We start from the raw sequence: 20,887 nt of genomic DNA, 5'->3' as shown, positions 1-20,887 counted from the left end.
AAAACTCAAAACTTTTATGAAACTGTATAAAAAAGAACTCAACACCCCCTTGGGAAACCTTATTGCCTTAGCCTCACAAGGGGAATTATTCCTCTTGGATTTTAGCGATAGTAAGGGGCTAACAGCCGAGATTAAGCAGGTGATCAATTCCTCTAAAGGTTTATTGGTACAGGGAGAGAGCAATCTTTTCCCTCTTTTGGAGGAAGAGTTATCCTTATACTTTCAGGGAGACCTACAGCAGTTTTCCATCCCTCTGCATTTGATAGGAACAGATTTTCAAAAAAGAGTATGGCAAGAACTTCTAAAAATCCCTTATGGCAATTACATTTCTTATCAAGAGCAAGCTCAAAGAATGGGGCAGCCTAAAGCCGTCAGAGCAGTAGCAGGTGCCAATGGTCATAATAAAATTGTCATTTTGATTCCTTGTCACAGGGTAGTGGGAAGCAATGGAACTCTTACAGGTTATTCCTGTGGACTATGGCGCAAACAGAAACTCCTAGAAATAGAACATATCTCTTGTGATGAAAAATACAGACTTTGTCAAAAAGAAATATTGACAAAGCCTGCTTCCCCTATATATTAAGTATATTCTCTATCTTCTCAAGCAGAGGAGGAAAAGTAACAAATCCATCTTCTTCCTTAAAATGACCTCCATGAGGAAAGCGTATCAGTACACTCTCCAAGTGGCGGGCAAGGGTATCTATATGCTCATAAGGAACATTCTTGTCATCCAAGGCAGCAAACACATAAGAATTCTTCAAGGGAACTATAGAAGGTTGTGCTCGATACAAATCAATAAAAGGGTTCAGTTGAGGTAATCGCTGCATAGGTTTATCAAATCCAGAAACAAGGATAGTGGCATAAGCATGCGCTCCTGTATTGGCTAAGAATGTAAGTGTAGCTACACAGCCCAAACTGTGTCCTATAAGGATTGTTTGCTCATCCATTTGGATTTCTTTCTTTAGAAACTCAAGCCATTGCTGTGCATCAGGGTTTGTAGCACAAGGCATTGCCAAGCACTTACAGGGAACATTCTTCTTAGCCAATACCTCTGTAAGCCAGCCAAACCAATGCTTATTAGGGGCTGAGTTCAATCCATGTATAATATATACTTTCATAATCAAACTTATTTTTCATCACCCATTTCCGCTTCTAAGGCTGCATTCTGTGCACGATATATTCCACCTTCAAGCTTGCTGCGTATAGCAGAAAAAGCCTCCAAAGTACGCTCTATATCTTCCATAGTATGAGAAGCTGTAGGGATAATACGTAAGAGGATCATTCCTTTAGGAATTACTGGATATACCACAATAGAAAGGAAAATGCCATAATTTTCACGTAAATCATTCACCATTGCCATAGCCTCTGGAATACTTCCTTCCAAGAATACAGGAGTTACACAAGTATTGGTATCTCCTATATTAAAACCTCTTGATCTGAGTCCATTCTGCAAAGCATGCACATTATCCCAAAGCTTTTGCTTAAGTTCAGGCATAGTTTGTAACATTTCCAAGCGCTTAAGTCCTCCTTTTACATAAATCATAGGAAGAGACTTAGCAAACATTTGAGAACGTAAGTTATACTTAAGGTACTCTATAATTTCCTTATCGCCTGCTACAAAAGCACCAATACCTGCCATGGATTTAGCAAAAGTAGAGAAATATAGGTCTATCTGATCCTGTACCCCCTGTTCTTCTCCTGTTCCTGCCCCTGTCTTCCCAAGTGTACCAAACCCATGAGCATCATCCACTAAGAGGCGAAAACCATATTTCTCCTTATAAGAAAGGATTTCCTTCAGTTTCCCTTGCTGACCACGCATTCCAAATACGCCCTCAGTGATAACCAAAATCCCACCTCCTGTAGTTTCAGCTAGGCGCTTAGCACGTATAATATTCTTCTCAAAGCTCTCTATATCATTATGTTGATAAGTAAATCTTTTTCCAAAATGCAAGCGTACCCCATCTATAATGCAGGCATGTGAATCCACATCATATACAATAATATCATTCTTAGTAACCAAAGCATCAATGATAGAAACCATTCCTTGGTAACCAAAATTAAGCAAATAAGAAGCTTCCTTTTGAACAAATTTTGCCAAGCGGCCCTCTAACTCCTCATGCAGGGTAGTATGACCACTCATCATACGAGCTCCCATAGGATAAGCAGCTCCATAGTCAGCTGCAGTCTGAGCATCTACCTTGCGCACCTCAGGATGGTTCGCCAGTCCTAAGTAGTCATTAAGGCTCCAGTTCAGGATTTCTTTCCCCTGAAACTTCATGTGAGGCCCTAACTCCCCTTCTAATTTTGGGAATACATAGTACCCTTCGGCATGTGATGCCCATCTCCCGATGTTTCCTTTGTTAGTCCTTATGTGTTCAAATAAATCTTTCATAATGTTCCTTTTTTAAAAACGATGCAAATGTACAAAATAAATATCAATTATCAAGGCTTATTTCCCTATCATTCATTATTGAATTGTGTAGACGATCTTTGAGTATTGAGCCACTCGAAAAGCTCCCAAAGGATTCTTATTAGGATCTGTTGTATTTACAACATTCCCTCTTACCCGATTAGGAATAGTAAAGAGCCCCGCATTATCCGCTGAGTTATTGGAAAGAACGCGGATAAAATCCTTATACCTTTTAGAAACCCTAAAAAGGGTAATTTCCACCGTGTCCCCTTTCTTGAATTTTTCATCTCCTTTGGAGATTCTACTGACAATTTGGGTAAAAAAGTGCCCATCTGCAAAATAGCGCCCATCAAAGCCATATAAGCGAATTACCCCATCGGAGGAGGCTTTTATACGCAATACAAAGTTATTTTCTTCCAATGGATTGGCATCAAAGCGCAAGTGTAATATAATCTCATCATGGGTAAAACCTCCATCATTCGTTTGCGTTATATTACTATTGGAGAGCTGTGGGACTTCTCTTATTATATCAGAGGATTCATATTGTTTCCCTTCATAAAGGATGGAAAGGGTATACTTCCTTCCCAATACAGGAGAAAAATTACGATTCTGATAGACTCCTTGCTCCCTTTCCGGAAAGGAAAAGGTATTTCCTTGGTCATCTGAGACAGAAACTCTCGCCCCTGTTGCTCCTTCTGGAGTTTGATTACTATAATAAGGTGAGGTGTAGGAGAGATTAATTGTTTGTATCTTACCCTCAGTTCCTTTTTCCCAATCAATATTGGCATCCACAACCAACTCCTTTTCTTGAGTATCCAAGTCCAATTCTATTACTTTCTCACAGGAAGAAAAAATAAAAAGAAAAGGCAATATTTTAGAGGTAAAAATAAGTTTTTTCATATCAAAAAGTAAAATTATATGTGATACTTGGAACAATACCAAAGAGGGAGAGCTTAACGGCTTCGCTCTGGTGTGTATCCCTGTTATTTGTGAAATAGATAGAGGCTGCATTATAGCGATTATAGAGGTTATACACCCCAAATACCCATTCTGATTTCCATTTCCTTTCAGGGTGAGGCGTATAAGAAAGGGATACATCTAACCGATGATATGCAGGCAAACGATAAGCATTACGCGTACTATAGTTAGAGATATAGACACCAAAATATTTGTATTTCCCTACAGGAAAATTTCCAGGAATACCCGATTGTAAGGTGAATACAGCGCTGGCATTCCATTTCTTATTGAAGGTATAAGTCCCTGTTAAGGATAAGTTATGAGGCTTATCATAAGCGGTAGCATACCATTGACCATTATTGATTCCTGTTTCCTGTGCCTTCCTTCCTGGGGTCTGTTGTTCAGATCTTGAATAAGTATAGGAGAGCCAACCGGTAAGCTTACCTGTATTCTTCCTTAAGAGTAATTCCCAACCATAAGCACGAGTATGACCTGCAAGTACCTCTCGTTCAATGGATTCATTAGCGATAAGATTCGCTCCATCTATATAATCCAACCGGTTTTTGACCGTCTTGTAAAAGACTTCTGTCTCTAAGCTATAGACTCCCTTCTTGAAGTTGGTGGCATAACCTAAGGCAAATTGGTCAGAATACTGAGGTTTTAGGAAAGAATCACTTGGCGCCCATACATCCAAAGGGGTAGGTGAAGAAGTGTTGGATATCAGGTGTATATACTGTGCCATACGTGCATAACTGGCTTTTATAGAACGATTGTCATCAAAGGCATAAGCCATACTTATGCGGGGTTCAAGGTGGGTAAATACATCTATAATCTCACCCCTCTTATAAGTTCTTTTTCCTATAGGAGTCGCTCGTTCATATATACGTTGTTGCGCATTGAAGATAACAGCTTCATCATTAATGTACTTATCCACCGTACGTTTCCCTAAATGATAAAAAGAACTCCACCTAAGTCCATAGGAGAAGGTCATATTATGACTGAGTTTGTGTTCCACATCTCCATAAATACCCATTTCTAAGGCATACTTATGAGCAAGCGCATTATAGCGAATGGTAGAATCCCCTATAGGAGTAATCTTTCCTGGATTGAAGTCATAATAAGTCCCTTGAACACCATAACTAAACTTCATTCTATCCGATAGATAATGCTTAAAGTCATACAAAAGGTTAAAGTTCCTTATCCATGAGTCCCATTGGAATCCTGAAATATCCACATTGAGCCCATAATAGTAATCACTATATATCAAGGAAAGATTAGAAAAGAGTTGGTCAGAGAAAAGATGATTCCACCTAAGATTCACCAACGCATTCCCATAATTATTCTTGATTACCTGATCCAAATCAAAAACATCCCTCCCAAAATATCCAGAAAGGTATAGGCTATTCTGTTCATCAATCTTATAATTGAGTTTAGTATTAAGGTCATAGAAATAAGCAGAATTATTATTATCGGTAAGTTTCAAGAATAGATGTGCATAGGAAGCTCGCCCTCCTACAAGGAAAGAGGCTCGTTCTTTTACAATAGGTCCTTCGGCAAGTAAGCGAGAGGAGAGTACTCCTATTCCTCCTGTAGTATGGAATTGGGTATTATTACCATCTTTCTGATATACATCCAACACGGACGAGATGCGACCACCATAACGGGCAGGTATTCCTCCTTTGTAGAGCTTCATATCACGAATCGCATCTGCATTATAAATACTTAAAAAGCCAAAGAGATGCGAAGCATTAAAAATGGTCGCCTGATCCAGCATAACAAGGTTCTGGTCTGCAGCACCTCCTCGTACATTGAATCCTGAAGAGGCTTCTCCCGCATTACTTATCCCAGGAAGTTGTTGAAGGGATTTGATAATATCTACCTCCCCTACCAGTACAGGAAGCCTCTTAATAGTTTGTATAGGAATGCTTGCTACACTCATCTGAGGAGAGCGAATTTCTGTTTTAGCGGTGGTCGGTGCAGAAATCTCTATTCCTTCCAATGAGATATCCTCCTGTGAAAGCTTATAGTTTCGGCGTTGGTTGGCTTTTAAGGAAATGGTCTCCTCTATAGTCCTAAAGCCTAAGTATTCTATAGAAAGCGTATAATTACCCTTTGGAAGCGTAAGCGAATAAAATCCATAAGCATTCGTGGTTGTTCCCATTTGGGTGCCCTTTATGATAAGATTTACACCCAATAGCTTCTCCCCGCTACTGGCATCGGTAATAGTGCCACTCAGTGTATATTTTCCTTGTCCCAATAAAGAAGAAAAGTTTAAGATACACAAAAAAAATAAAAGGCGACTTGACATTAGTAAATATTATTAGTGTGAGACTGCAAAGATAAACAAAACTTAATAAACAAAAGAAGTTTCTATATTTTTTTGTCTGCTATTTTTAAGGAAGATTCTATTTCTATAATCTCTCTTTTTAAGTTATTCCTAAAAGGAATACGAATGCTCCAAAAATAAAAAGGACTTACCACCACAGCAGACAAAATGAATTTAACATAAAAAACATGCAAGGAGAGTGCCTTCATAGCCCAAATGAACTTAGAAGAACACAAGATAGTACAAGGTATGGAGGCTGCCCTGTAATGACAAGAAAAGACACTGACAGAGCATAAGAATCTTAGCGAGAGGTCTGATAAGAACCTAAGTTAAAGTTCTGCTCTATGAGGCGCTCGCCATTCTCATTGGTGATAAGCAAGTCTTTAATACGTATTAAGTGCTTATACTTAACCGTTCCTGCTACAGTATCAACAATCTTTCGAGTGGCTATACTCACTGTACCTCCTTGTGCCTGTACCTCAGAGAGCACCTTAGGAGATACCGATGGAGGAGATGTACAGAAATAAGTATTATTAGGAGCATTATCAAAAGTACGATATAATAAGGTATAACCATTTCCTATGTTACCTGAAATAGAATCTACTTTATTGGAAAGTGTTCCATTAGGAAATTTCAAGATGAGAGCTTCTTTTCCTTGAGTTTTATATACAAAAGTCGTGGTAGTATCCCCTGTACAGGAATAAAGTTCTGTTCCTTGAAAAGTAATACGCTCTACCGTATAGTTACCATCATTACATGCCATGAGTAAGGATATACACAGCCCTAAGAATAATAAATATGATTTCATACCAAAAAAATATGGGGCAAAAATACAAATAATAATGATTATTTCCTCTATGAATCATGATTATTTTTGAAAATTAATTCGTACATTTGCGCATAAAATTTTCATAGAATGAACTTAGACAAAAAAGTCTATTTTGATAATGCTGCTACCACTCCTATGCGTGCTGAAGTAAAGCAAGCAATGTGTGACGCTCTTTCTTTTTTTGGAAATCCTTCTTCTACCCATAACTTTGGACGTTCTTCAAAGGCTCTTATAGAGAAGGCTCGTAAGAATATCGCTAAGGAATTAGGAGTTACTGCCCCTGAAATTATTTTCACTTCCTGTGGGACAGAAGCCATTAATATGATCCTCAAAGGAGCGGTACGTGATCTGGGAATTACCCAGATTATCACCTCCCCGACGGAGCACCATGCTGTACTGAATACTGTCCAATCTATTGAAGACGAATACGGTATTCGTGTTTCTTTAGTAAGGCTCAATAGCAAAGGAACACCTGATATAGAACACCTAAATAGGCTCCTCTCTGAATTTCTCCCCGATGAGAAGGTCTTGGTATCCCTTATGCTGGTGAATAATGAAATAGGAAATATACTTCCAGTGACAAAAGTATGTGAAATATGCCAGAAATATAAGGCTTATTTCCATTGTGATGCAGTACAGGCAGTTGGACATTACCCTATTGATTTATCCTCTCTCCCTATTGATTTCATTTCAGCCTCTGCTCATAAGTTTTATGGACCCAAGGGAATAGGATTTGCTTTCATACGTAAGGGACTGCCTATCAAGTCTTTCCTCTTTGGTGGAGAACAAGAGCGAGGTAAGCGAGCAGGGACAGAGTGCATTCATAACATCGTAGGCATGGAAGAGGCTTTTTTGCTTGCTTACCAACATTTGGACAAGGAACGTACTTATATAGAAGGACTTAAAAAGTATTTTATAGAAAAAATCCGCCAGGAAATACCTTCAATCCGGTTCAATGGGCAGAGTGATAACCTTCAAGAAAGTGCCTATACAATCGTTAATCTTACTCTCCCAGTGGATGAAAAGAAGGCAGATGTATTACTCATTTTTTTGGATATGCGAGGCATTGCCTGTAGTAGGGGCAGTGCTTGCCAAAGTGGTAGTCCACAGGGTTCTCATGTACTCAGGGCAATACTCCCTGAAAAAGAATGGAATCATGCTCATATCCGCTTTTCCTTTTCTATCTTTAATACTATAGAAGAGATTGATTATACCATAGAAGTCCTTAAGGAATTTCTAAATAGTTAAGAATAAAATAATTTTTTTACTCACAACTAAATATACTGATTTTTTATCTTTTTACTCAAGTAGGACATGAATCTCAATAACTTATTCCGTATTGCATGGCGGGCTATTCTACTGAACAAAACCCGCACCTTACTTACTATGTTAGGTATTATCATTGGAGTAGGCTCTGTAATTACAATGCTTGCCATAGGAGAAGGCTCAAAAAAAAGCATCAAAGAAAGCATCTCCAAAATGGGGACTAATATGCTAAATATCCGACCTGGAGCAGGTAGGTTTGGAGGAGTGCGCATGAGCATGAGTGAGATGCAATCCTTGAAAATGACGGATTACTTAGCTCTAAAGAATGAGGCAAAACTCCTCAAGTATATAACCCCTGTTGTTAGCGGAAACGGACAATCTATTGCTGGTGCCAATAACTGGCCTACCTCCATCTATGGAGTGAATCCAGAATACTTATCCATACGTGAATGGAGTGTGGCGGAAGGAGCTATGTTTGGTCAAGATGAAATAGATAACCTTTCCAAAGTAGCCATAATAGGAAAAACTATCCAGAAAAACCTCTTTCCCGACGGAGATTCCCCCATCGGTCAGACCATTCGTTTTAAGAATATCCCCTTCAAAATCATTGGTATTTTAACGCCTAAGGGAGAAAGTAACTTCGGACAAGATCAAGATGATATTATTATAGCACCTTATACTACAGTACAAAAGCGAGTATTGGCACAAACTTACTTGCAATCCATTGTGGCTTCTGTAATTAATGAATCTGAATCCGAAAATGCAGTCAATGAAGTCAAGACAATCCTTGAACGTACCCATAATATTGCCGCTGACCAAGAAAATGATTTCAACGTATTCTCTCAACAAGAGTTAATTTCTACCTTTTCCTCTACCTCTGAAATGCTTACAGTGCTATTGGTAGCTATCGCAAGTATCTCCCTAATTGTGGGAGGAATAGGCATTATGAATATTATGTATGTATCCGTAAAGGAACGTACCAAGGAAATAGGCTTGCGCATGGCAATAGGAGCCAAAGGAAAAGATATTTTGGCGCAGTTTTTGATAGAGTCTGTACTGATTAGTATTACAGGAGGGGTCGTAGGGGTATTCATAGGATTACTAGCTACTTATATAGTGAATACTTTTATAGGCTGGCCTGTAAGTATTACTTTTTATTCTATTGTGATTTCGTTCTTGGTATGTACTATTACAGGAATATTCTTCGGGTGGTATCCTGCTCGTAAGGCTGCCGATTTAGAGCCAATTACAGCCCTTAGATATGAATAATAATGACTCATGACAAAAGACTTAAATATTGATTAACTATTGATAATTAACCATAAAAAACGTGGATTTAGATACTTATAAAAAAATATTTTCAGAAGAAGATGCCGTAGGTTGGGATGTCATTGATGAGGTTGTGGATGCCCTTTACCCCAATCAGGAACCCACACACTACGCCCCCGACTTTCCTGCATCGCTGGGAGGTGATTCTTACTTGGACGGGATAAGTGTCTATCAGAGTGATAAGCAAGAACCTCATTTCCATTTTGTTACTTATGGATTTTCCAATTTGTATTATGATGAGAAATCTGCAGGAGGCGACTATAGTGGCTTTGGCTTTGAACTTACCTTCCGCCTAAAGAAAACAGGCGATAAGAATGTAACTTGGGCAATAAATTTCTTACAAAATATAGCCAAGTATGTCTTTACTTCTGGAAATTACTTTGAGCCTTATCATGTATTCCCTGCCAATAGTCCTATACGCTTAGACTATAATACAGAGCTCATAGCAGTAGCTTTTGTCCTTGACCCTGAATTAGGGGAAATAGAAACTCCTCATGGTACTGTACAATTCCTACAAGCGGTAGGTATTACCTCACAGGAATTCCAAATGCTTAAGAAGGATTTTTCCATAGGAAAAGTAGAAGAGCTTATGGGACACCTCAGAAAAGACAACCCGTTGCTCATCACTGATTTAGATAGGAAGTAATCAGGAGTGATCAACAACTAACGAACTATATTAAAAAACAATTAATAATTAAAAGAAGTGGATTTAGCTACTTATTACAAACAACACCCCGAAGAACGATATGAAAATATCTGTCGTATGGGTGAAATCCTTAGCCAAGTGGAGCAGACACTCTCTAAAGCAGAAGCACTCCTAGAGGAATGGAAAGCGCTTCAGTCAGACTTTGACTCCTTAGTCTCTTATTATGATAGTGAACTATGGCGAAATGATTATTTTGATAGCAATGCAGGAAAAATTCCTGAAGATGTCCCCCAATGGGTACTTACTCAGGATGCTATCTTTGATGCTATTGGCGACCAATTCCACATAGCTGATGCTTATCAAGAACTTTTACAAACCATAGAAAAGAAAAAATGGAAATCTTAAACCAAAATATAATGAAATTTAAATTATTTGTACTTATGCTAGGAATGACTCTTATGCAATCCTGTGGCAATCAACTCTCTAAAACTTCTGAAGAAGTTTTAAATGGACATTGGGAAGCTACCCAGATCAAGGGAAATGCAATTTCTGATAAGGTAACCCCTCCAACCCTTGATATTGATATAGAAGATCATAAAATATCTGGCAATGACTCTTGTAATGGTTATATGGGAGCTATCCAGAAAATTACTGATAAGGATTTTCTATTGGGAGGAGTAGCGGGAACACTCATGTATTGTGAACACATAGAAGTTGCTGATGCCTTTAATCAAGCTTTAAAGGAAGTAGCTACCTATAAAGTAGAGGAAGGAGAACTTCATTTGTTCTCTCAACAAGGAGAAAAACTCCTATCCTTCAAAAAGAATGACAAACAATAGGAGCAAGAAAATCATAATCCCATACCCTTTGACTAACATTAACGATTATGAAATTTCTATTTTTTTCAGCTTTTATAGTCCTCTCCTTGCCTATTATGGCACAGGAGAAGCCTATTTTTACCCAAGCTAAAATAAAACAAGCTACTGTATATTTTACAGGAGTAGACCTCACCCATACGGCTTCGGCAAATATTCCTAAGGGAACTAGTGAATTGGTAATTAAAAACGTTGCCAATTCTCTCTCGGAAGAAACTATACGCGTGATGGCTCCCTCCAATGTAACAGTACTCTCAGCACAATTCACTTCCCGCTATCTGGATGAATATGAGCATGAAAAAAACACTCCTGCTCTAAAGCGTGTACAGGATAGCCTTGCTCTATTGGAAAAACAACTTAAAAAGCTGAATAACCAACGTTATACAGAGGAAAAAACCATCCGACTCTTGGATGATAATGATGCACTCAAAGGAAAACAAGACGGTACCTCTATTGCTGATATTCCTAAAGTAACTGACTATTATACCACCAAACGTATAGAATTACTCAATAGTATAGATGTTATCAAGGAAAAAGAAGAGCAACTTACCAAGGCAATTACTAAGCTCAATGCTAAGCTGGATATTAATACCTCCAAGCAAGAGAAACTTTCTAATGGAAAAATTATCCTTCAGTTAATGTCCCCTGTAGCTCAAAAAGCAGATTTCCAAGTAAGCTATATCTCCAACCGTGCCACTTGGCATCCGTTCTATGAACTCCGTGCTGAAAAACTCTCAGCTCCTATTCATCTCCTTTACAAAGGACAAATATCTCAGAGAACAGGAATAGACTGGAAAGGAGTGAAACTCACCCTCTCCAGTGGAAACCCAAACAAGAGTAACCAATTCCCTATTCTCCAATCATGGTACTTATACTTTGGAAGAGCTAATAAGGATGATAACATGGCAAGTAATAGAGCTCCTTTAGCAAAAGTGAGATCAGACGTTGCTGAAGTAACAAGCTTGGAAAGAGCCGATGTGGAAAAAATGGATTTGGCAGAATCCTCCGTTTCTGAATATGTAGAGATTGCTGAAAATCAACTGAATGTATCCTTTGATATAGATACGCCCTATGATATTCCTTCCAATGGCAAGGCGCATAGTGTCTCCTTACAGGAATTTGACTTAAAGGCAAACTATAAGTACTATACTGCTCCTCGCGTGGATAAGGAAGTGTATTTAGTAGCTGCCATAGAGGATTATTCCAAGTATAATCTCTTAGTAGGAGAAGCAAACATCGTATTTGAAGGCTTATATGTAGGGAAAACCTATATAGACCCTAACCAAACTTATCAGACACTCAATGTAACCATGGGGAACGATAGGAAAATTAGTGTAAAACGTGAGAAAATCACGGATAAGTCTCAAACAAAATTTATCTCAGGTAATAGAGAGCAGATATTCACTTATGATATTATATTACGCAATAATAAGAAAGAGAAAGCAGAACTTGTTCTCAAAGACCAATATCCTATTTCCACTGATAAATCAATAGAAGTAGAACTCTTAGAAAGTTCCAAAGCTTCTGTTGATGAGAAAACACATATCCTCACTTGGGAGGTATCTCTTAAGCCAAATGAGACAAAAACTTTTCGCCTAAGCTATAAAGTGAAATACCCCAAGGACAGATTTATTGGAAATCTTTAATTCTAAGTAAAAGAAAAAATAAGGAATCTATTTAATCTATTTAATATGGATTCCTTATTTTTTCCTCTTTAAGACATCTATAGAGCCTTTGATTAGGGTTTCCTTGTATCAAGGATAGCTCCTTCAATTCATCTTACTGAATACCTGCATGATTTACTTAATTATTATAGTCACTTCCCTATAGTTTCTTATCCAGGAAGTAGTAGCAAGAAACCTCTCTAAAATTCTCTATTTTATACAGATAACAACCTAACAATCTCTTCTTACCAGAACTTCAGAAAGAGAATCACAAAGGCACTTAAGAAGGTAGCCAAAAGAACCCCCTTTGCTCTTAAGTCATGCCCTAAGCGAATAAAAGCAAAAAAAGCCACAAGGTTCAGAATAGCCCCTAAACCAATAATAGCTCCCAGAGTTTTTTCTTCTAAGGCAAAAGTAAAAGTAGTTTCTATATCAACAGGAGAAAAAATCAACCACCAAAGAAATATACCTAAAACATTGGCTATAAGCCCCACTAAAAAACCGATACCGGTCTCTTTGTATTTATATTTTCTCATTGAAATTCCATGAATTAAGGTGTTCTACAGTAGGATAATGAGTAAGATCAGCATGTACAGGAACTACAGATATATAACCGTGATTTAGTGCCCAAATATCGGTATCAGTACCTTCATCTTCATTAATGAACTTACCTGTAAGCCAATAATAATCACGTCCATACGGATTGGTACGATGGTCAAATTCTTCTTCCCAGTGAGCTCGTGCCTGCCTACATACCCTTATTCCTTTAATATCCTTCTTAAGAAGTTTGGGAATATTAACATTCAGGACTACCCCTTGTGGAAGTCGCTTGCTAAGTACATTCAGGGCAATATCCTTTACAAAACTCGTACATTGGGAAAAATCTGCATCCCAATTTACATCCAACAAAGAAAAACCTATAGCAGGAATCCCATCAATCCCTGCTTCCACAGCGGCACTCATAGTACCTGAATAAATGACATTAATAGAAGAATTGGCACCGTGATTAATACCACTTACACACAGGTCAGGCTTACGGTTAAGTATCTCATGCTTGGCAATTTTCACACAATCCACAGGAGTTCCACTGCAACGATATTCCACTTGTGCACCACTATCTGTATGTACACGCTCACAAAACAAGGAAGAAGTGGTAGTAATAGCATGTCCCATACCACTCTGTGGAGCATCAGGAGCCACCACCACTACCTCTCCTCCTAAATCATTCATCACCTGTATAAGTGTACGGATACCAGGAGCGGTGATACCATCGTCATTGGTGATAAGTATTAAGGGCTTTTGCATATATTTTTCTAAAAACAGTGGTGCAAAAATACAAAATAATGATTAATGCCCAATGATTAATGATTATTTTTTTCTTTTCTTTCTTAAATTCAAAAAACAAAAGTCGTTTATTATAATCAAATAAAAATAGTTTATAAAAAAATTAACATTAGTAAGATAAAGTCGGATTGCTATTCATCCTTGAAAATGAAAAAATTAAGGTTAAGGTATTCTGATATTTATTCGTACGCTAAGTGTGATTAACTGTAATTCGGATGACTAATTCTTCTATAACTCATTGAATCTTTATAATAACTAATACTCCCTCGCTCAATAGAGTGAAGGAGTTTTTAGTGCCAATGTATTATAGAGTTTGCTAAAATTTAGTCATTAACCATTGCTCATTAATCATTCTGTTGGTTCCAGTCTATTTTTCTGGAAGCATACATCACGGTTGCCAAAATAACAAAGAGCCCTATACTCCCTACCAATAAAGCATAATTTTCCATCTGAATAATCACATAAATAAACCCATATAAGGCAGCTAAAGAAATACAGATAAAAGTGGGGAATTTCTTATTCTTTAGAATAGCCACCGAATACAAGCTAATAAGCCCTACCGTCATCACTGAAGAAATAAAATAAGCCAAACTAAAACTGCTGTGCTCTGTAATGGAGATAAGCAAAGTATAGAAAAGCACTAGCGCCAAACCTATCATAGTATATTGAAAGATATGAATTTTTATTTTACTAATACTCTGTATCAAAAAGAATATCAAGAAGGTAAGTCCTATCACTAAGAAGCCATACTTTACTGCTCGCTCATTCTGTTGATACTCATCTACAGGAATGATAAAGTTCACATCAAAGGTATAATCCCCTATATTAGGTAAACCTTCAAAGGATTGTTGCGAAAAGGGACGATTCAGATGCAATACTCGCCATGAAGCGGTAAAGCCCTCAGGCGTAATCTGCTTATCATAAGGAAGAAAATCTCCCGTAAAACTCGGATTTGCCCAATTAGAGGAAATAGTACTTTCGGTCGTCTTCCCTATAGGAACAATCGCTATTCTCTTACTCCCATCATATTCAATAGTAAGACTGAAAGAGGAATCAGAGAGGACTTCTTTCAGATTAATAAAACCCGTTTCCAAGGAAGCCATCTCATTGGCTTGATAGCCATCTTTTTCATCATAAATATAATCCTGCTCTACCTTCTGTTCATATACAGGCTCAAAAGGATAATCCTTTCCCGCAAGATGTATAAAAACCCCATTCTTAATGCTAGAAAGATTGGTGGTACGAATGATAATGGTAGCTTTTTCCCACTCTATATCATCCTCCAAGATTCCCTTAGGAGAAAAATCAGGAGTTACATACTTACCTGTAAAAGCCATCGTAGAGGTAAATACCACTGACTCATAATTATTACGCTTTTTCACCTCTGTTTTTACCTCAGAGGTGTTCTTAAGTACCTCAGGAAAGAAATAAGCATACTTCCTACTGAAAGATGTTCTTTTTGCAGAATGGTATTCCTTATAGGGTACCTTCAGCACAGGACCATAGAAAAAAACAAAGCCTCCCCATTTGCTATCTATTTCTCGGATCACTTCACGTTGTCGGTATTTCCGTTCGGAAACTAATTCCTTGACAAAGAACAAAGGAATAAGCAAAAGTAATGTCAGTACACCTATCAGCAACATCCGAAAGGTATTGGATTGCAACAGCGTTGCAAAGGTTGATTTCTGTGTTGTCATTATTATAAAAATTTAAGAATTACAGAGTTATAGGGTTTTAGTTGTTTAGGTTTTTTAGTAAGATTTGTCATTAGTTTCTTACTATTTATTTCAAAAAGTGCTTTGCGTTTCAAAGTATTTATACAAAAAGAAGTCTTTTATTTTTCTTTTTTGTCTTCGGTTTGATTCCTAATAATTTTTTCAAGAGCATCCAGATGAGCTTGAAAAGCTTCTCTTCCTTTTTGGGTAGCTTTATATCGAGTATTCGTTTTCCTACCTACGAACATTTTTTCTACAACAATATATTCCTCATTCTCAAGAGCACGGGTATGACTTGCCAAGTTACCATCGGTAACTCCAAGCAACTCCTTGAGAGTGTTAAAATCAGCACTCTCATTGACCATCAGTACTGACATGATTGCCAAGCGAATACGATGATCAAAAGCCTTATTGATATGTGCTAAAAGAGACTTCAATTTATGGGGTCTTAACTAATTCCTTTTTGGTTTGATATAGAAATTTTTATCACTTAAGATATTGGTAATCATGTATTTTCCTTGACCGTTTTTCTTTAATTGAAGATCTACACAAGTCTTCTTTTTATCTTCGCTAAATAGAACGAAGCACACTTTATAGATATTGCCTTCTATGTGAGTGATTTTTAAGCTATTGTTGAGTGTTTTTGCCTCATAGTCCTGTCCTTGTATAAAAGGATCATACCCTGGTGAATTGTCTTCACCTGGTGGGGAGGGAGGGAATACTTTGTGGTACAATTCTTTAGAGAGATATTTTTTAAAAAGAGGCTCTTTGTCATCTAAGACCTCATCATATATTACTTTGTAAAACTCTTTTAAAGTAACGATAGCCTTTTGCGTATCATTATCTTTATTTTGAGCTTTTAACATGGTTATTCCCATAAGGAATAATAGTGTTATGATAAAAAATTTTGTCTTCATGATATATTGTATTATCCGTCTAACCCCATATGAGTGATTTCTTTCTCTTCAAATTCTATTATTAGCAAGTGGTCAGTGTAAATATCTGCTGCTTCTACATTGGTAAAGATACCTTTTTCCCCTACTTCTACTCTCATACGATATACTTCTAGGGTGTCATACCAATTATCGTCGGCTTTAGGAAAAATATCACAGTCTTCAAATTCATTGTTAAAGCTATTGATAATAACTTCTTTAGCGGTAGCGAACCATTCTAAGTATTCTTTTATTTTCGGAAAACATTCTTCAAAGGTAATTTTGGCATAGATAAATAACTCAAATCTGTTACCTTCTAACTCTTTATTAAAAACGAGTATTTTTTCACGCTGCATCTTATACTGATGTCCGAAAGTTGTTTCTTCTTTTAGAGAAAAATCCTCTTTCTCAAAAGGTTTTTGCTCTCGTTTGACTCTCAATTTTCGAATATCCTTGATACAAAAAATATTTTTATGCGTTTTGGCTTTATCTTCCAAAACTAATAGTTTGCTTTTCTCTTTATAATTGGTTGGGTCAGCAATGCGAGAGAAAGTCTCATAAGCCGATAGATGGTATCCTAATAAAGTGTAAGTATCAGTAAGGATATGCTCCTCTTCTTTGGTGCGTTCTTCTTTGGCTTGCAAGTCGTACAATAAGTCATAAAGAGCTATCGCTCCTTCATGATAGTCCGCTGCTTTACGAAAAGCATTAGAAGCATCAATATAGCGCTTTAAAACTTCTGTCATTACTTTATTTCTTTCTATTACGTTCGTATTTGAAGTGCATAATACCTCCATAAAGGATATGACATACTCCGAATCCCAAGACCCAAAATAGCAATCCATAGCCTGAAAATTGTACAGCTAACAAGCCCAATGCAATTTCGGTAATACCAAGGTAATGTACATCACCAAAGGTGTATTTACTCACATTCACACACGCCAATCCGTAGAAAATAAGCGTCATAGGAGAAAGTAACCCATAGTGACCATTCTTAATGAGTAGGACACAGAGTATCCCTCCGGTAAGCAAGGGAAGAGCAAAGTTATATAAGGCACGCTTGGAGGTAATATTGATAAGTTTATCACCATTACACTTCGCCTTATAAGCTGAAAACAAATAAGCAGTAACTATGGAAGCTAAAAGAACTGCTAAAGCAATCCCCATAAGAAGCTTGAAGGTATAACTCTCAATAGTTACATAGGCTTGATGCTGATAGTGATCTTCCAAGATATCAAAAGCTAAACCTGCACCAATGAGTGCATACACCCCTGCCAGAACTCCTGAGAGTCCACTAAGAGATAGAAATAGAGATGATCTACGCATCATCTGCCGTATTTCCTTTAGATCATCTAAGTATTTATGCTTCTCCATAAGAAAGTACTTTGAGATGCAAAGTAACGAAATATTATTGAAACTACCAAATGTTTACAATTTTTTTTAATAAGAAAAGGCTACCCTTTTCGGACAGCCTCTTTTCTTTAGTGACCTCGACAGGATTCAAACCTGTAACCTTCTGAGCCGTAATCAGATGCGCTATTCAGTTGCGCCACGAGGCCAATCATTATTACGAGTGCAAAGGTACAACTTTTTTTTAAGTCTGCAAGGATTTTCTTATTTAATTTTATACAAAAATAATTGATATGATAACCTATTCATTTCTAAAAAGTTATGCTCGAATTATCCTTGCTCCTATTGCTTGTAGACGTTCTTCTATACATTCATAACCACGATCTATCTGTTCAATATTATGAATGGTGGAAGTCCCCTTAGCTGAAAGAGCCGCAATAAGCAACGCTATTCCTGCTCGAATATCAGGAGAGGTCATCGTTGTAGCTCGCAATCGTGATCTGAAATCATTTCCTATCACCACTGCTCTATGAGGATCACACAGAATAATCTTTGCTCCCATATCTATTAGTTTGTCCACAAAGAACAACCTACTTTCAAACATTTTCTGATGTATAAGTACCTCTCCTCTTGCCTGAATAGCGGTAACTAAAATAATACTGAGCAAGTCAGGAGTAAATCCTGGCCAAGGAGCATCATATACCGTTAGGATTGAACCATCTATAAAACTTTGTATCTCATACCCATCCGTATGTGCAGGAATATAGATATCATCTTCTCTTCTTTCAAGAGATATCCCCAATCGTTCAAATACAGAAGGAATCAATCCCAAGTGTTCCCAACCCACTTCTTTGATTGTAAGTTCACTCTGTGTCATAGCTGCCATCCCTATCCAACTTCCTATCTCTATCATATCAGGCAAAATTCGGTGAGTACAACCTCTCAACTTTTTTACTCCTTTAATAGTAAGTAGGTTGGAGCCTATCCCTTCTATTTCTGCACCCATCCGATTAAGCATACGGCACACTTGTTGTAGGTATGGCTCACAAGCCGCATTATATAGTGTAGTGGTACCTTCTGCCAAAGAAGCTGCCATGACTATATTGGCTGTTCCTGTTACAGAAGCTTCATCCAGCAGAATATAGTTTCCCCTAAGTCCCTCTGGAGCATTTACCGTATAATAGTGCTTCTCCTGTGAATAAGTGAAGGTAGCTCCTAATTTTACAAAACCATCAAAGTGAGTATCCAATCTTCGACGTCCTATTTTATCTCCTCCTGGCTTGGGAATACCTCCATAACCAAAACGTGCTAAAAGGGGACCTAAGATAAGTATTGAGCCTCGTAAGCTTTGGCTTTGTTGGGCAAACTCAGCAGTGGAGAGATAATCCATGTTAATCTCATCTGCTTGGAAAGAGTAAGATCCTTTTGCCAACTTCTGAATCTTTACTCCTAAATTCTCCAGCAATCCTATAAGCTTATTCACATCCAATATATCAGGAATATTGTGAATAGTCACTTTCTCATCGGTGAGCAATACCAAGCAAAGTACTTGTAGGGCTTCATTTTTTGCTCCTTGTGGGGTAATACTCCCACTCAGAGAATGCCCTCCTTCTATTTTAAAACTTTCCATAAATATAGTAGTTAGTGTGTTTTTATATTAATGTATACAAGTTCCAATATTGTCATGGCTAAATAGTAATTGAAACCTCTTAACAACCTATGATAATATCTATTATAAGTCCTTTGAATTATTTTCTTCCTTTTCCCTTCCCATAGGTTGTATTTTTCTTTGTCATGGGATTATTATTCTTTTTCTGATAATGAGTTGGCTTACTGTTAAGGTTCTCTTCCGAAGTAGCCAAATCTATCTTCCCATCACTAAGTTCATACAAATGCTCAAAAATCACATGATCCTCCACTCCTTCTTTATTCCAGGTAAGGAAACATTTCTTCATGTGATTGGCTATAGAAAATTTTAAGGCAGTCTTAAGTTCTCCTTCTTCCCAACTATTACATACTTGTATCATCTTCAGTATGTTATTCCCATAGAATCGATACTTGAGACGATGCTGAGGAAGGGGTAATTTTTCAGGATGAGGCGTGGTGGACTCTCTCGTAGGTTTCTCAAAAGGAGAATCTACATCTATCTGAAAATTGGACATCTTAAAAAGTTGATCCCAAAGCTTATGTTGAAAATCTGGCACATCTCTTAGGTGTGGATTCATATTTCCCATCACAGCAATGATCCCCTTAGCAGTATTATTCCGTTGAGTTCGATCGGTTATCTTCATCGCTTTCTCCACCATTTTCTGAATATGCCTTCCATATTCAGGAATAATAAGCTCATTACGTTCAGTATTATATTCTAAAACTTCTTGTTCCACGTTAGTAAATTATAAAGTCAATTAATAATTATTTTTTTGTATTTTTGTACCCGAATTTACAGATATGCAATATACTCTTCAGCAGTTAGATGCTCTTGCTAAAACTTTTTCCGAAAAAGTACTCCCTCTCTCTCACAATGTCATTCTTTTTCAGGGAGCTATGGGAGTAGGTAAAACCACTTTCATCAAAGCCCTCTGCAGGCACTTAGGTGTTACAGAAAGGGTGAACAGTCCTACTTTTTCCTTAGTAAATGAATACCAAGGAGAGGAAAGAAAAATCTTCCATTTTGACCTCTATCGTATTGAACAAGAACAGGAAGCCCTTGATTTTGGCATAGAGGAATATTGGCAGGAGAATAACTGGTGTTTCATAGAATGGGCGGAGCGCATTCCTTCCCTCCTCCCCGATCAATACACAGAGGTCTTATTCACCTTTATTGATGAAAATACTCGAGAAATTACTATAATACAGCATAATTAATACCTTATTATAATATGAGCTTACTCAAGCGCTTTGGTTTCTTTTTCTTTGGACTTGCCTTAGGCAGTATCATCGTTATGTTTTTCTTTCAGCGTAAAGGAACTGAATTCTGCTATTTACCTAATTGCCGAGTACTAAAGAATTTACGGTCTAAACCCTTAACTATATCACCAGAGGTACAATCCCAAGGATATACTATGGAATCTCTCTCCCCTATCTTCAAAGAAGGAAATGTAGATTTTTCACGTAGTGATACCCAATCTGCTTGTCGTACCTATATAATTCAAGGGAAAGACACCCAACAATCCTCTCTGGAAATAACAGTAGAGAATTGTACTGAAAAAGCCACCGTTAAATCTGTCACTCTTATAAAGTGATG

General features: G+C 37.5%; 23 protein-coding genes and 1 tRNA gene. 9 read left to right on the top strand and 15 right to left on the bottom strand.

Annotation, left to right across the window (positions count from 1 at the left end; genetic code table 11):
• Positions 1 to 16 precede the first annotated feature (16 nt).
• Positions 17 to 583 (top strand): methylated-DNA--[protein]-cysteine S-methyltransferase, encoded by a 567-nt coding sequence (locus VJJ03_RS01835; protein ID WP_323973474.1) that lies wholly within the window; start codon positions 17 to 19, stop codon positions 581 to 583.
• On the opposite strand, the gene VJJ03_RS01830 is transcribed toward VJJ03_RS01835, so the two are convergent.
• The 5 genes from VJJ03_RS01830 to VJJ03_RS01810 all read right to left on the bottom strand — a co-directional run bounded on the left by VJJ03_RS01830 (position 573) and on the right by VJJ03_RS01810 (position 6,501).
• Positions 573 to 1,118 carry an RBBP9/YdeN family alpha/beta hydrolase gene (locus tag VJJ03_RS01830; RefSeq protein ID WP_323973471.1) on the bottom strand — a complete coding sequence of 182 codons (546 nt, stop codon included), beginning with the start codon at positions 1,116 to 1,118 and terminating at the stop codon, positions 573 to 575. The genes VJJ03_RS01835 and VJJ03_RS01830 overlap by 11 nt on opposite strands.
• 8 nt (positions 1,119 to 1,126) lie before the next feature.
• On the bottom strand, positions 1,127 to 2,392 hold the full coding sequence (locus VJJ03_RS01825; protein WP_323973469.1) for an aminotransferase class I/II-fold pyridoxal phosphate-dependent enzyme: 1,266 nt from the start codon (positions 2,390 to 2,392) through the stop codon (positions 1,127 to 1,129).
• Positions 2,393 to 2,467: 75 nt separating this feature from the next.
• Positions 2,468 to 3,310 carry a DUF4249 domain-containing protein gene (locus tag VJJ03_RS01820; RefSeq protein WP_040358101.1) on the bottom strand — a complete coding sequence of 281 codons (843 nt, stop codon included), beginning with the start codon at positions 3,308 to 3,310 and terminating at the stop codon, positions 2,468 to 2,470.
• Position 3,311: 1 nt separating this feature from the next.
• Positions 3,312 to 5,675: a TonB-dependent receptor gene (locus tag VJJ03_RS01815; RefSeq protein WP_323973467.1), complete on the bottom strand. Its 2,364-nt coding sequence runs from the start codon at positions 5,673 to 5,675 to the stop codon at positions 3,312 to 3,314.
• 319 nt (positions 5,676 to 5,994) lie between these two features.
• Complete coding sequence (locus VJJ03_RS01810; RefSeq protein WP_040358102.1) at positions 5,995 to 6,501, bottom strand: hypothetical protein; 507 nt, start codon at positions 6,499 to 6,501, stop codon at positions 5,995 to 5,997.
• A 108-nt stretch (positions 6,502 to 6,609) separates the two neighbouring features.
• Between VJJ03_RS01810 and VJJ03_RS01805 the strand changes: the two genes are divergently transcribed.
• From VJJ03_RS01805 to VJJ03_RS01780, 6 genes are all read left to right on the top strand, one after another.
• On the top strand, positions 6,610 to 7,770 hold the full coding sequence (locus tag VJJ03_RS01805) for a cysteine desulfurase family protein (protein ID WP_323973462.1): 1,161 nt from the start codon (positions 6,610 to 6,612) through the stop codon (positions 7,768 to 7,770).
• Between the two features lie 66 nt (positions 7,771 to 7,836).
• Positions 7,837 to 9,057 (top strand): ABC transporter permease, encoded by a 1,221-nt coding sequence (locus tag VJJ03_RS01800; protein ID WP_009746509.1) that lies wholly within the window; start codon positions 7,837 to 7,839, stop codon positions 9,055 to 9,057.
• A 61-nt stretch (positions 9,058 to 9,118) separates the two neighbouring features.
• Entirely contained in the window at positions 9,119 to 9,763 is a 645-nt protein-coding gene (locus VJJ03_RS01795) for a suppressor of fused domain protein (protein WP_323973460.1), read from the top strand.
• 57 nt (positions 9,764 to 9,820) lie between these two features.
• The gene (locus VJJ03_RS01790; protein WP_323973458.1) at positions 9,821 to 10,168 is read left to right on the top strand and encodes a DUF4298 domain-containing protein; all 348 of its coding nucleotides are present in this window, start codon (positions 9,821 to 9,823) and stop codon (positions 10,166 to 10,168) included.
• Positions 10,169 to 10,179: 11 nt separating this feature from the next.
• Positions 10,180 to 10,602 (top strand): META domain-containing protein, encoded by a 423-nt coding sequence (locus tag VJJ03_RS01785; protein ID WP_162859678.1) that lies wholly within the window; start codon positions 10,180 to 10,182, stop codon positions 10,600 to 10,602.
• A gap of 47 nt (positions 10,603 to 10,649) precedes the next feature.
• Positions 10,650 to 12,284, top strand: a complete 1,635-nt coding sequence (locus VJJ03_RS01780) for a mucoidy inhibitor MuiA family protein (protein WP_323973455.1) — start codon at positions 10,650 to 10,652, stop codon at positions 12,282 to 12,284.
• A 263-nt stretch (positions 12,285 to 12,547) separates the two neighbouring features.
• Here VJJ03_RS01780 and VJJ03_RS01775 read toward each other — a convergent pair whose 3' ends face one another.
• From VJJ03_RS01775 to VJJ03_RS01730, 10 genes are all read right to left on the bottom strand, one after another.
• Positions 12,548 to 12,838 carry a hypothetical protein gene (locus VJJ03_RS01775; protein ID WP_009746514.1) on the bottom strand — a complete coding sequence of 97 codons (291 nt, stop codon included), beginning with the start codon at positions 12,836 to 12,838 and terminating at the stop codon, positions 12,548 to 12,550.
• Positions 12,825 to 13,607 carry a 5'/3'-nucleotidase SurE gene (surE, locus tag VJJ03_RS01770; protein ID WP_009746515.1) on the bottom strand — a complete coding sequence of 261 codons (783 nt, stop codon included), beginning with the start codon at positions 13,605 to 13,607 and terminating at the stop codon, positions 12,825 to 12,827. Before surE ends, VJJ03_RS01775 begins: the two co-directional genes overlap by 14 nt.
• 383 nt (positions 13,608 to 13,990) lie before the next feature.
• A complete protein-coding gene (gene creD, locus VJJ03_RS01765; protein WP_416377839.1) occupies positions 13,991 to 15,343 on the bottom strand; it encodes a cell envelope integrity protein CreD in 1,353 nt (450 codons plus the stop codon).
• 137 nt (positions 15,344 to 15,480) lie between these two features.
• On the bottom strand, positions 15,481 to 15,798 hold the full coding sequence (locus tag VJJ03_RS01760) for a winged helix-turn-helix domain-containing protein (protein ID WP_009746518.1): 318 nt from the start codon (positions 15,796 to 15,798) through the stop codon (positions 15,481 to 15,483).
• A gap of 15 nt (positions 15,799 to 15,813) precedes the next feature.
• A complete protein-coding gene (locus tag VJJ03_RS01755) occupies positions 15,814 to 16,278 on the bottom strand; it encodes a DUF3828 domain-containing protein (RefSeq protein ID WP_009746519.1) in 465 nt (154 codons plus the stop codon).
• An 11-nt stretch (positions 16,279 to 16,289) separates the two neighbouring features.
• Positions 16,290 to 17,039 carry a hypothetical protein gene (locus VJJ03_RS01750; RefSeq protein ID WP_323973453.1) on the bottom strand — a complete coding sequence of 250 codons (750 nt, stop codon included), beginning with the start codon at positions 17,037 to 17,039 and terminating at the stop codon, positions 16,290 to 16,292.
• A gap of 4 nt (positions 17,040 to 17,043) precedes the next feature.
• Positions 17,044 to 17,667 (bottom strand): hypothetical protein, encoded by a 624-nt coding sequence (locus VJJ03_RS01745; RefSeq protein ID WP_323973452.1) that lies wholly within the window; start codon positions 17,665 to 17,667, stop codon positions 17,044 to 17,046.
• Between the two features lie 111 nt (positions 17,668 to 17,778).
• A tRNA-Arg gene (locus VJJ03_RS01740) sits at positions 17,779 to 17,852 on the bottom strand.
• Between the two features lie 110 nt (positions 17,853 to 17,962).
• Positions 17,963 to 19,273, bottom strand: coding sequence for a UDP-N-acetylglucosamine 1-carboxyvinyltransferase (gene murA / locus VJJ03_RS01735; RefSeq protein WP_323973450.1), 1,311 nt, complete (start codon positions 19,271 to 19,273; stop codon positions 17,963 to 17,965).
• Positions 19,274 to 19,391: 118 nt separating this feature from the next.
• Positions 19,392 to 20,027: a DUF4290 domain-containing protein gene (locus VJJ03_RS01730; protein WP_009746593.1), complete on the bottom strand. Its 636-nt coding sequence runs from the start codon at positions 20,025 to 20,027 to the stop codon at positions 19,392 to 19,394.
• 64 nt (positions 20,028 to 20,091) lie between these two features.
• On the opposite strand from VJJ03_RS01730, the gene tsaE reads away from it, so the two are divergent.
• Complete coding sequence (gene tsaE / locus VJJ03_RS01725) at positions 20,092 to 20,508, top strand: tRNA (adenosine(37)-N6)-threonylcarbamoyltransferase complex ATPase subunit type 1 TsaE (protein ID WP_323973447.1); 417 nt, start codon at positions 20,092 to 20,094, stop codon at positions 20,506 to 20,508.
• A 14-nt stretch (positions 20,509 to 20,522) separates the two neighbouring features.
• Entirely contained in the window at positions 20,523 to 20,885 is a 363-nt protein-coding gene (locus VJJ03_RS01720) for a hypothetical protein (RefSeq protein ID WP_009746595.1), read from the top strand.
• Positions 20,886 to 20,887 lie beyond the last annotated feature (2 nt).

This window comes from Capnocytophaga sp. G2 (genome assembly GCF_035282625.1).
Taxonomy (GTDB): Bacteria; Bacteroidota; Bacteroidia; order Flavobacteriales; family Flavobacteriaceae; genus Capnocytophaga.
The sequence above is the reverse complement of the archived record's forward strand: the minus strand, read 5'-3'. Positions and strand labels throughout refer to the sequence as shown.

Excerpts from the sequence above, each read along its gene's own strand:
- VJJ03_RS01755 (WP_009746519.1), bottom strand. The coding sequence starts at position 16,278 with ATGAAGACAAAATTTTTTATCATAACACTATTATTCCTTATGGGAATA.
- VJJ03_RS01805 (WP_323973462.1), top strand. The coding sequence starts at position 6,610 with ATGAACTTAGACAAAAAAGTCTATTTTGATAATGCTGCTACCACTCCT.
- VJJ03_RS01785 (WP_162859678.1), top strand. The coding sequence starts at position 10,180 with ATGAAATTTAAATTATTTGTACTTATGCTAGGAATGACTCTTATGCAA.
- VJJ03_RS01750 (WP_323973453.1), bottom strand. The coding sequence starts at position 17,039 with ATGACAGAAGTTTTAAAGCGCTATATTGATGCTTCTAATGCTTTTCGT.
- VJJ03_RS01830 (WP_323973471.1), bottom strand. The coding sequence starts at position 1,118 with ATGAAAGTATATATTATACATGGATTGAACTCAGCCCCTAATAAGCAT.
- VJJ03_RS01745 (WP_323973452.1), bottom strand. The coding sequence starts at position 17,667 with ATGGAGAAGCATAAATACTTAGATGATCTAAAGGAAATACGGCAGATG.
- VJJ03_RS01800 (WP_009746509.1), top strand. The coding sequence starts at position 7,837 with ATGAATCTCAATAACTTATTCCGTATTGCATGGCGGGCTATTCTACTG.
- VJJ03_RS01775 (WP_009746514.1), bottom strand. The coding sequence starts at position 12,838 with ATGAGAAAATATAAATACAAAGAGACCGGTATCGGTTTTTTAGTGGGG.
- VJJ03_RS01835 (WP_323973474.1), top strand. The coding sequence starts at position 17 with ATGAAACTGTATAAAAAAGAACTCAACACCCCCTTGGGAAACCTTATT.
- tsaE (WP_323973447.1), top strand. The coding sequence starts at position 20,092 with ATGCAATATACTCTTCAGCAGTTAGATGCTCTTGCTAAAACTTTTTCC.
- murA (WP_323973450.1), bottom strand. The coding sequence starts at position 19,273 with ATGGAAAGTTTTAAAATAGAAGGAGGGCATTCTCTGAGTGGGAGTATT.
- VJJ03_RS01780 (WP_323973455.1), top strand. The coding sequence starts at position 10,650 with ATGAAATTTCTATTTTTTTCAGCTTTTATAGTCCTCTCCTTGCCTATT.
- VJJ03_RS01820 (WP_040358101.1), bottom strand. The coding sequence starts at position 3,310 with ATGAAAAAACTTATTTTTACCTCTAAAATATTGCCTTTTCTTTTTATT.
- surE (WP_009746515.1), bottom strand. The coding sequence starts at position 13,607 with ATGCAAAAGCCCTTAATACTTATCACCAATGACGATGGTATCACCGCT.
- VJJ03_RS01810 (WP_040358102.1), bottom strand. The coding sequence starts at position 6,501 with ATGAAATCATATTTATTATTCTTAGGGCTGTGTATATCCTTACTCATG.
- VJJ03_RS01720 (WP_009746595.1), top strand. The coding sequence starts at position 20,523 with ATGAGCTTACTCAAGCGCTTTGGTTTCTTTTTCTTTGGACTTGCCTTA.
- VJJ03_RS01815 (WP_323973467.1), bottom strand. The coding sequence starts at position 5,675 with ATGTCAAGTCGCCTTTTATTTTTTTTGTGTATCTTAAACTTTTCTTCT.
- creD (WP_416377839.1), bottom strand. The coding sequence starts at position 15,343 with ATGACAACACAGAAATCAACCTTTGCAACGCTGTTGCAATCCAATACC.
- VJJ03_RS01825 (WP_323973469.1), bottom strand. The coding sequence starts at position 2,392 with ATGAAAGATTTATTTGAACACATAAGGACTAACAAAGGAAACATCGGG.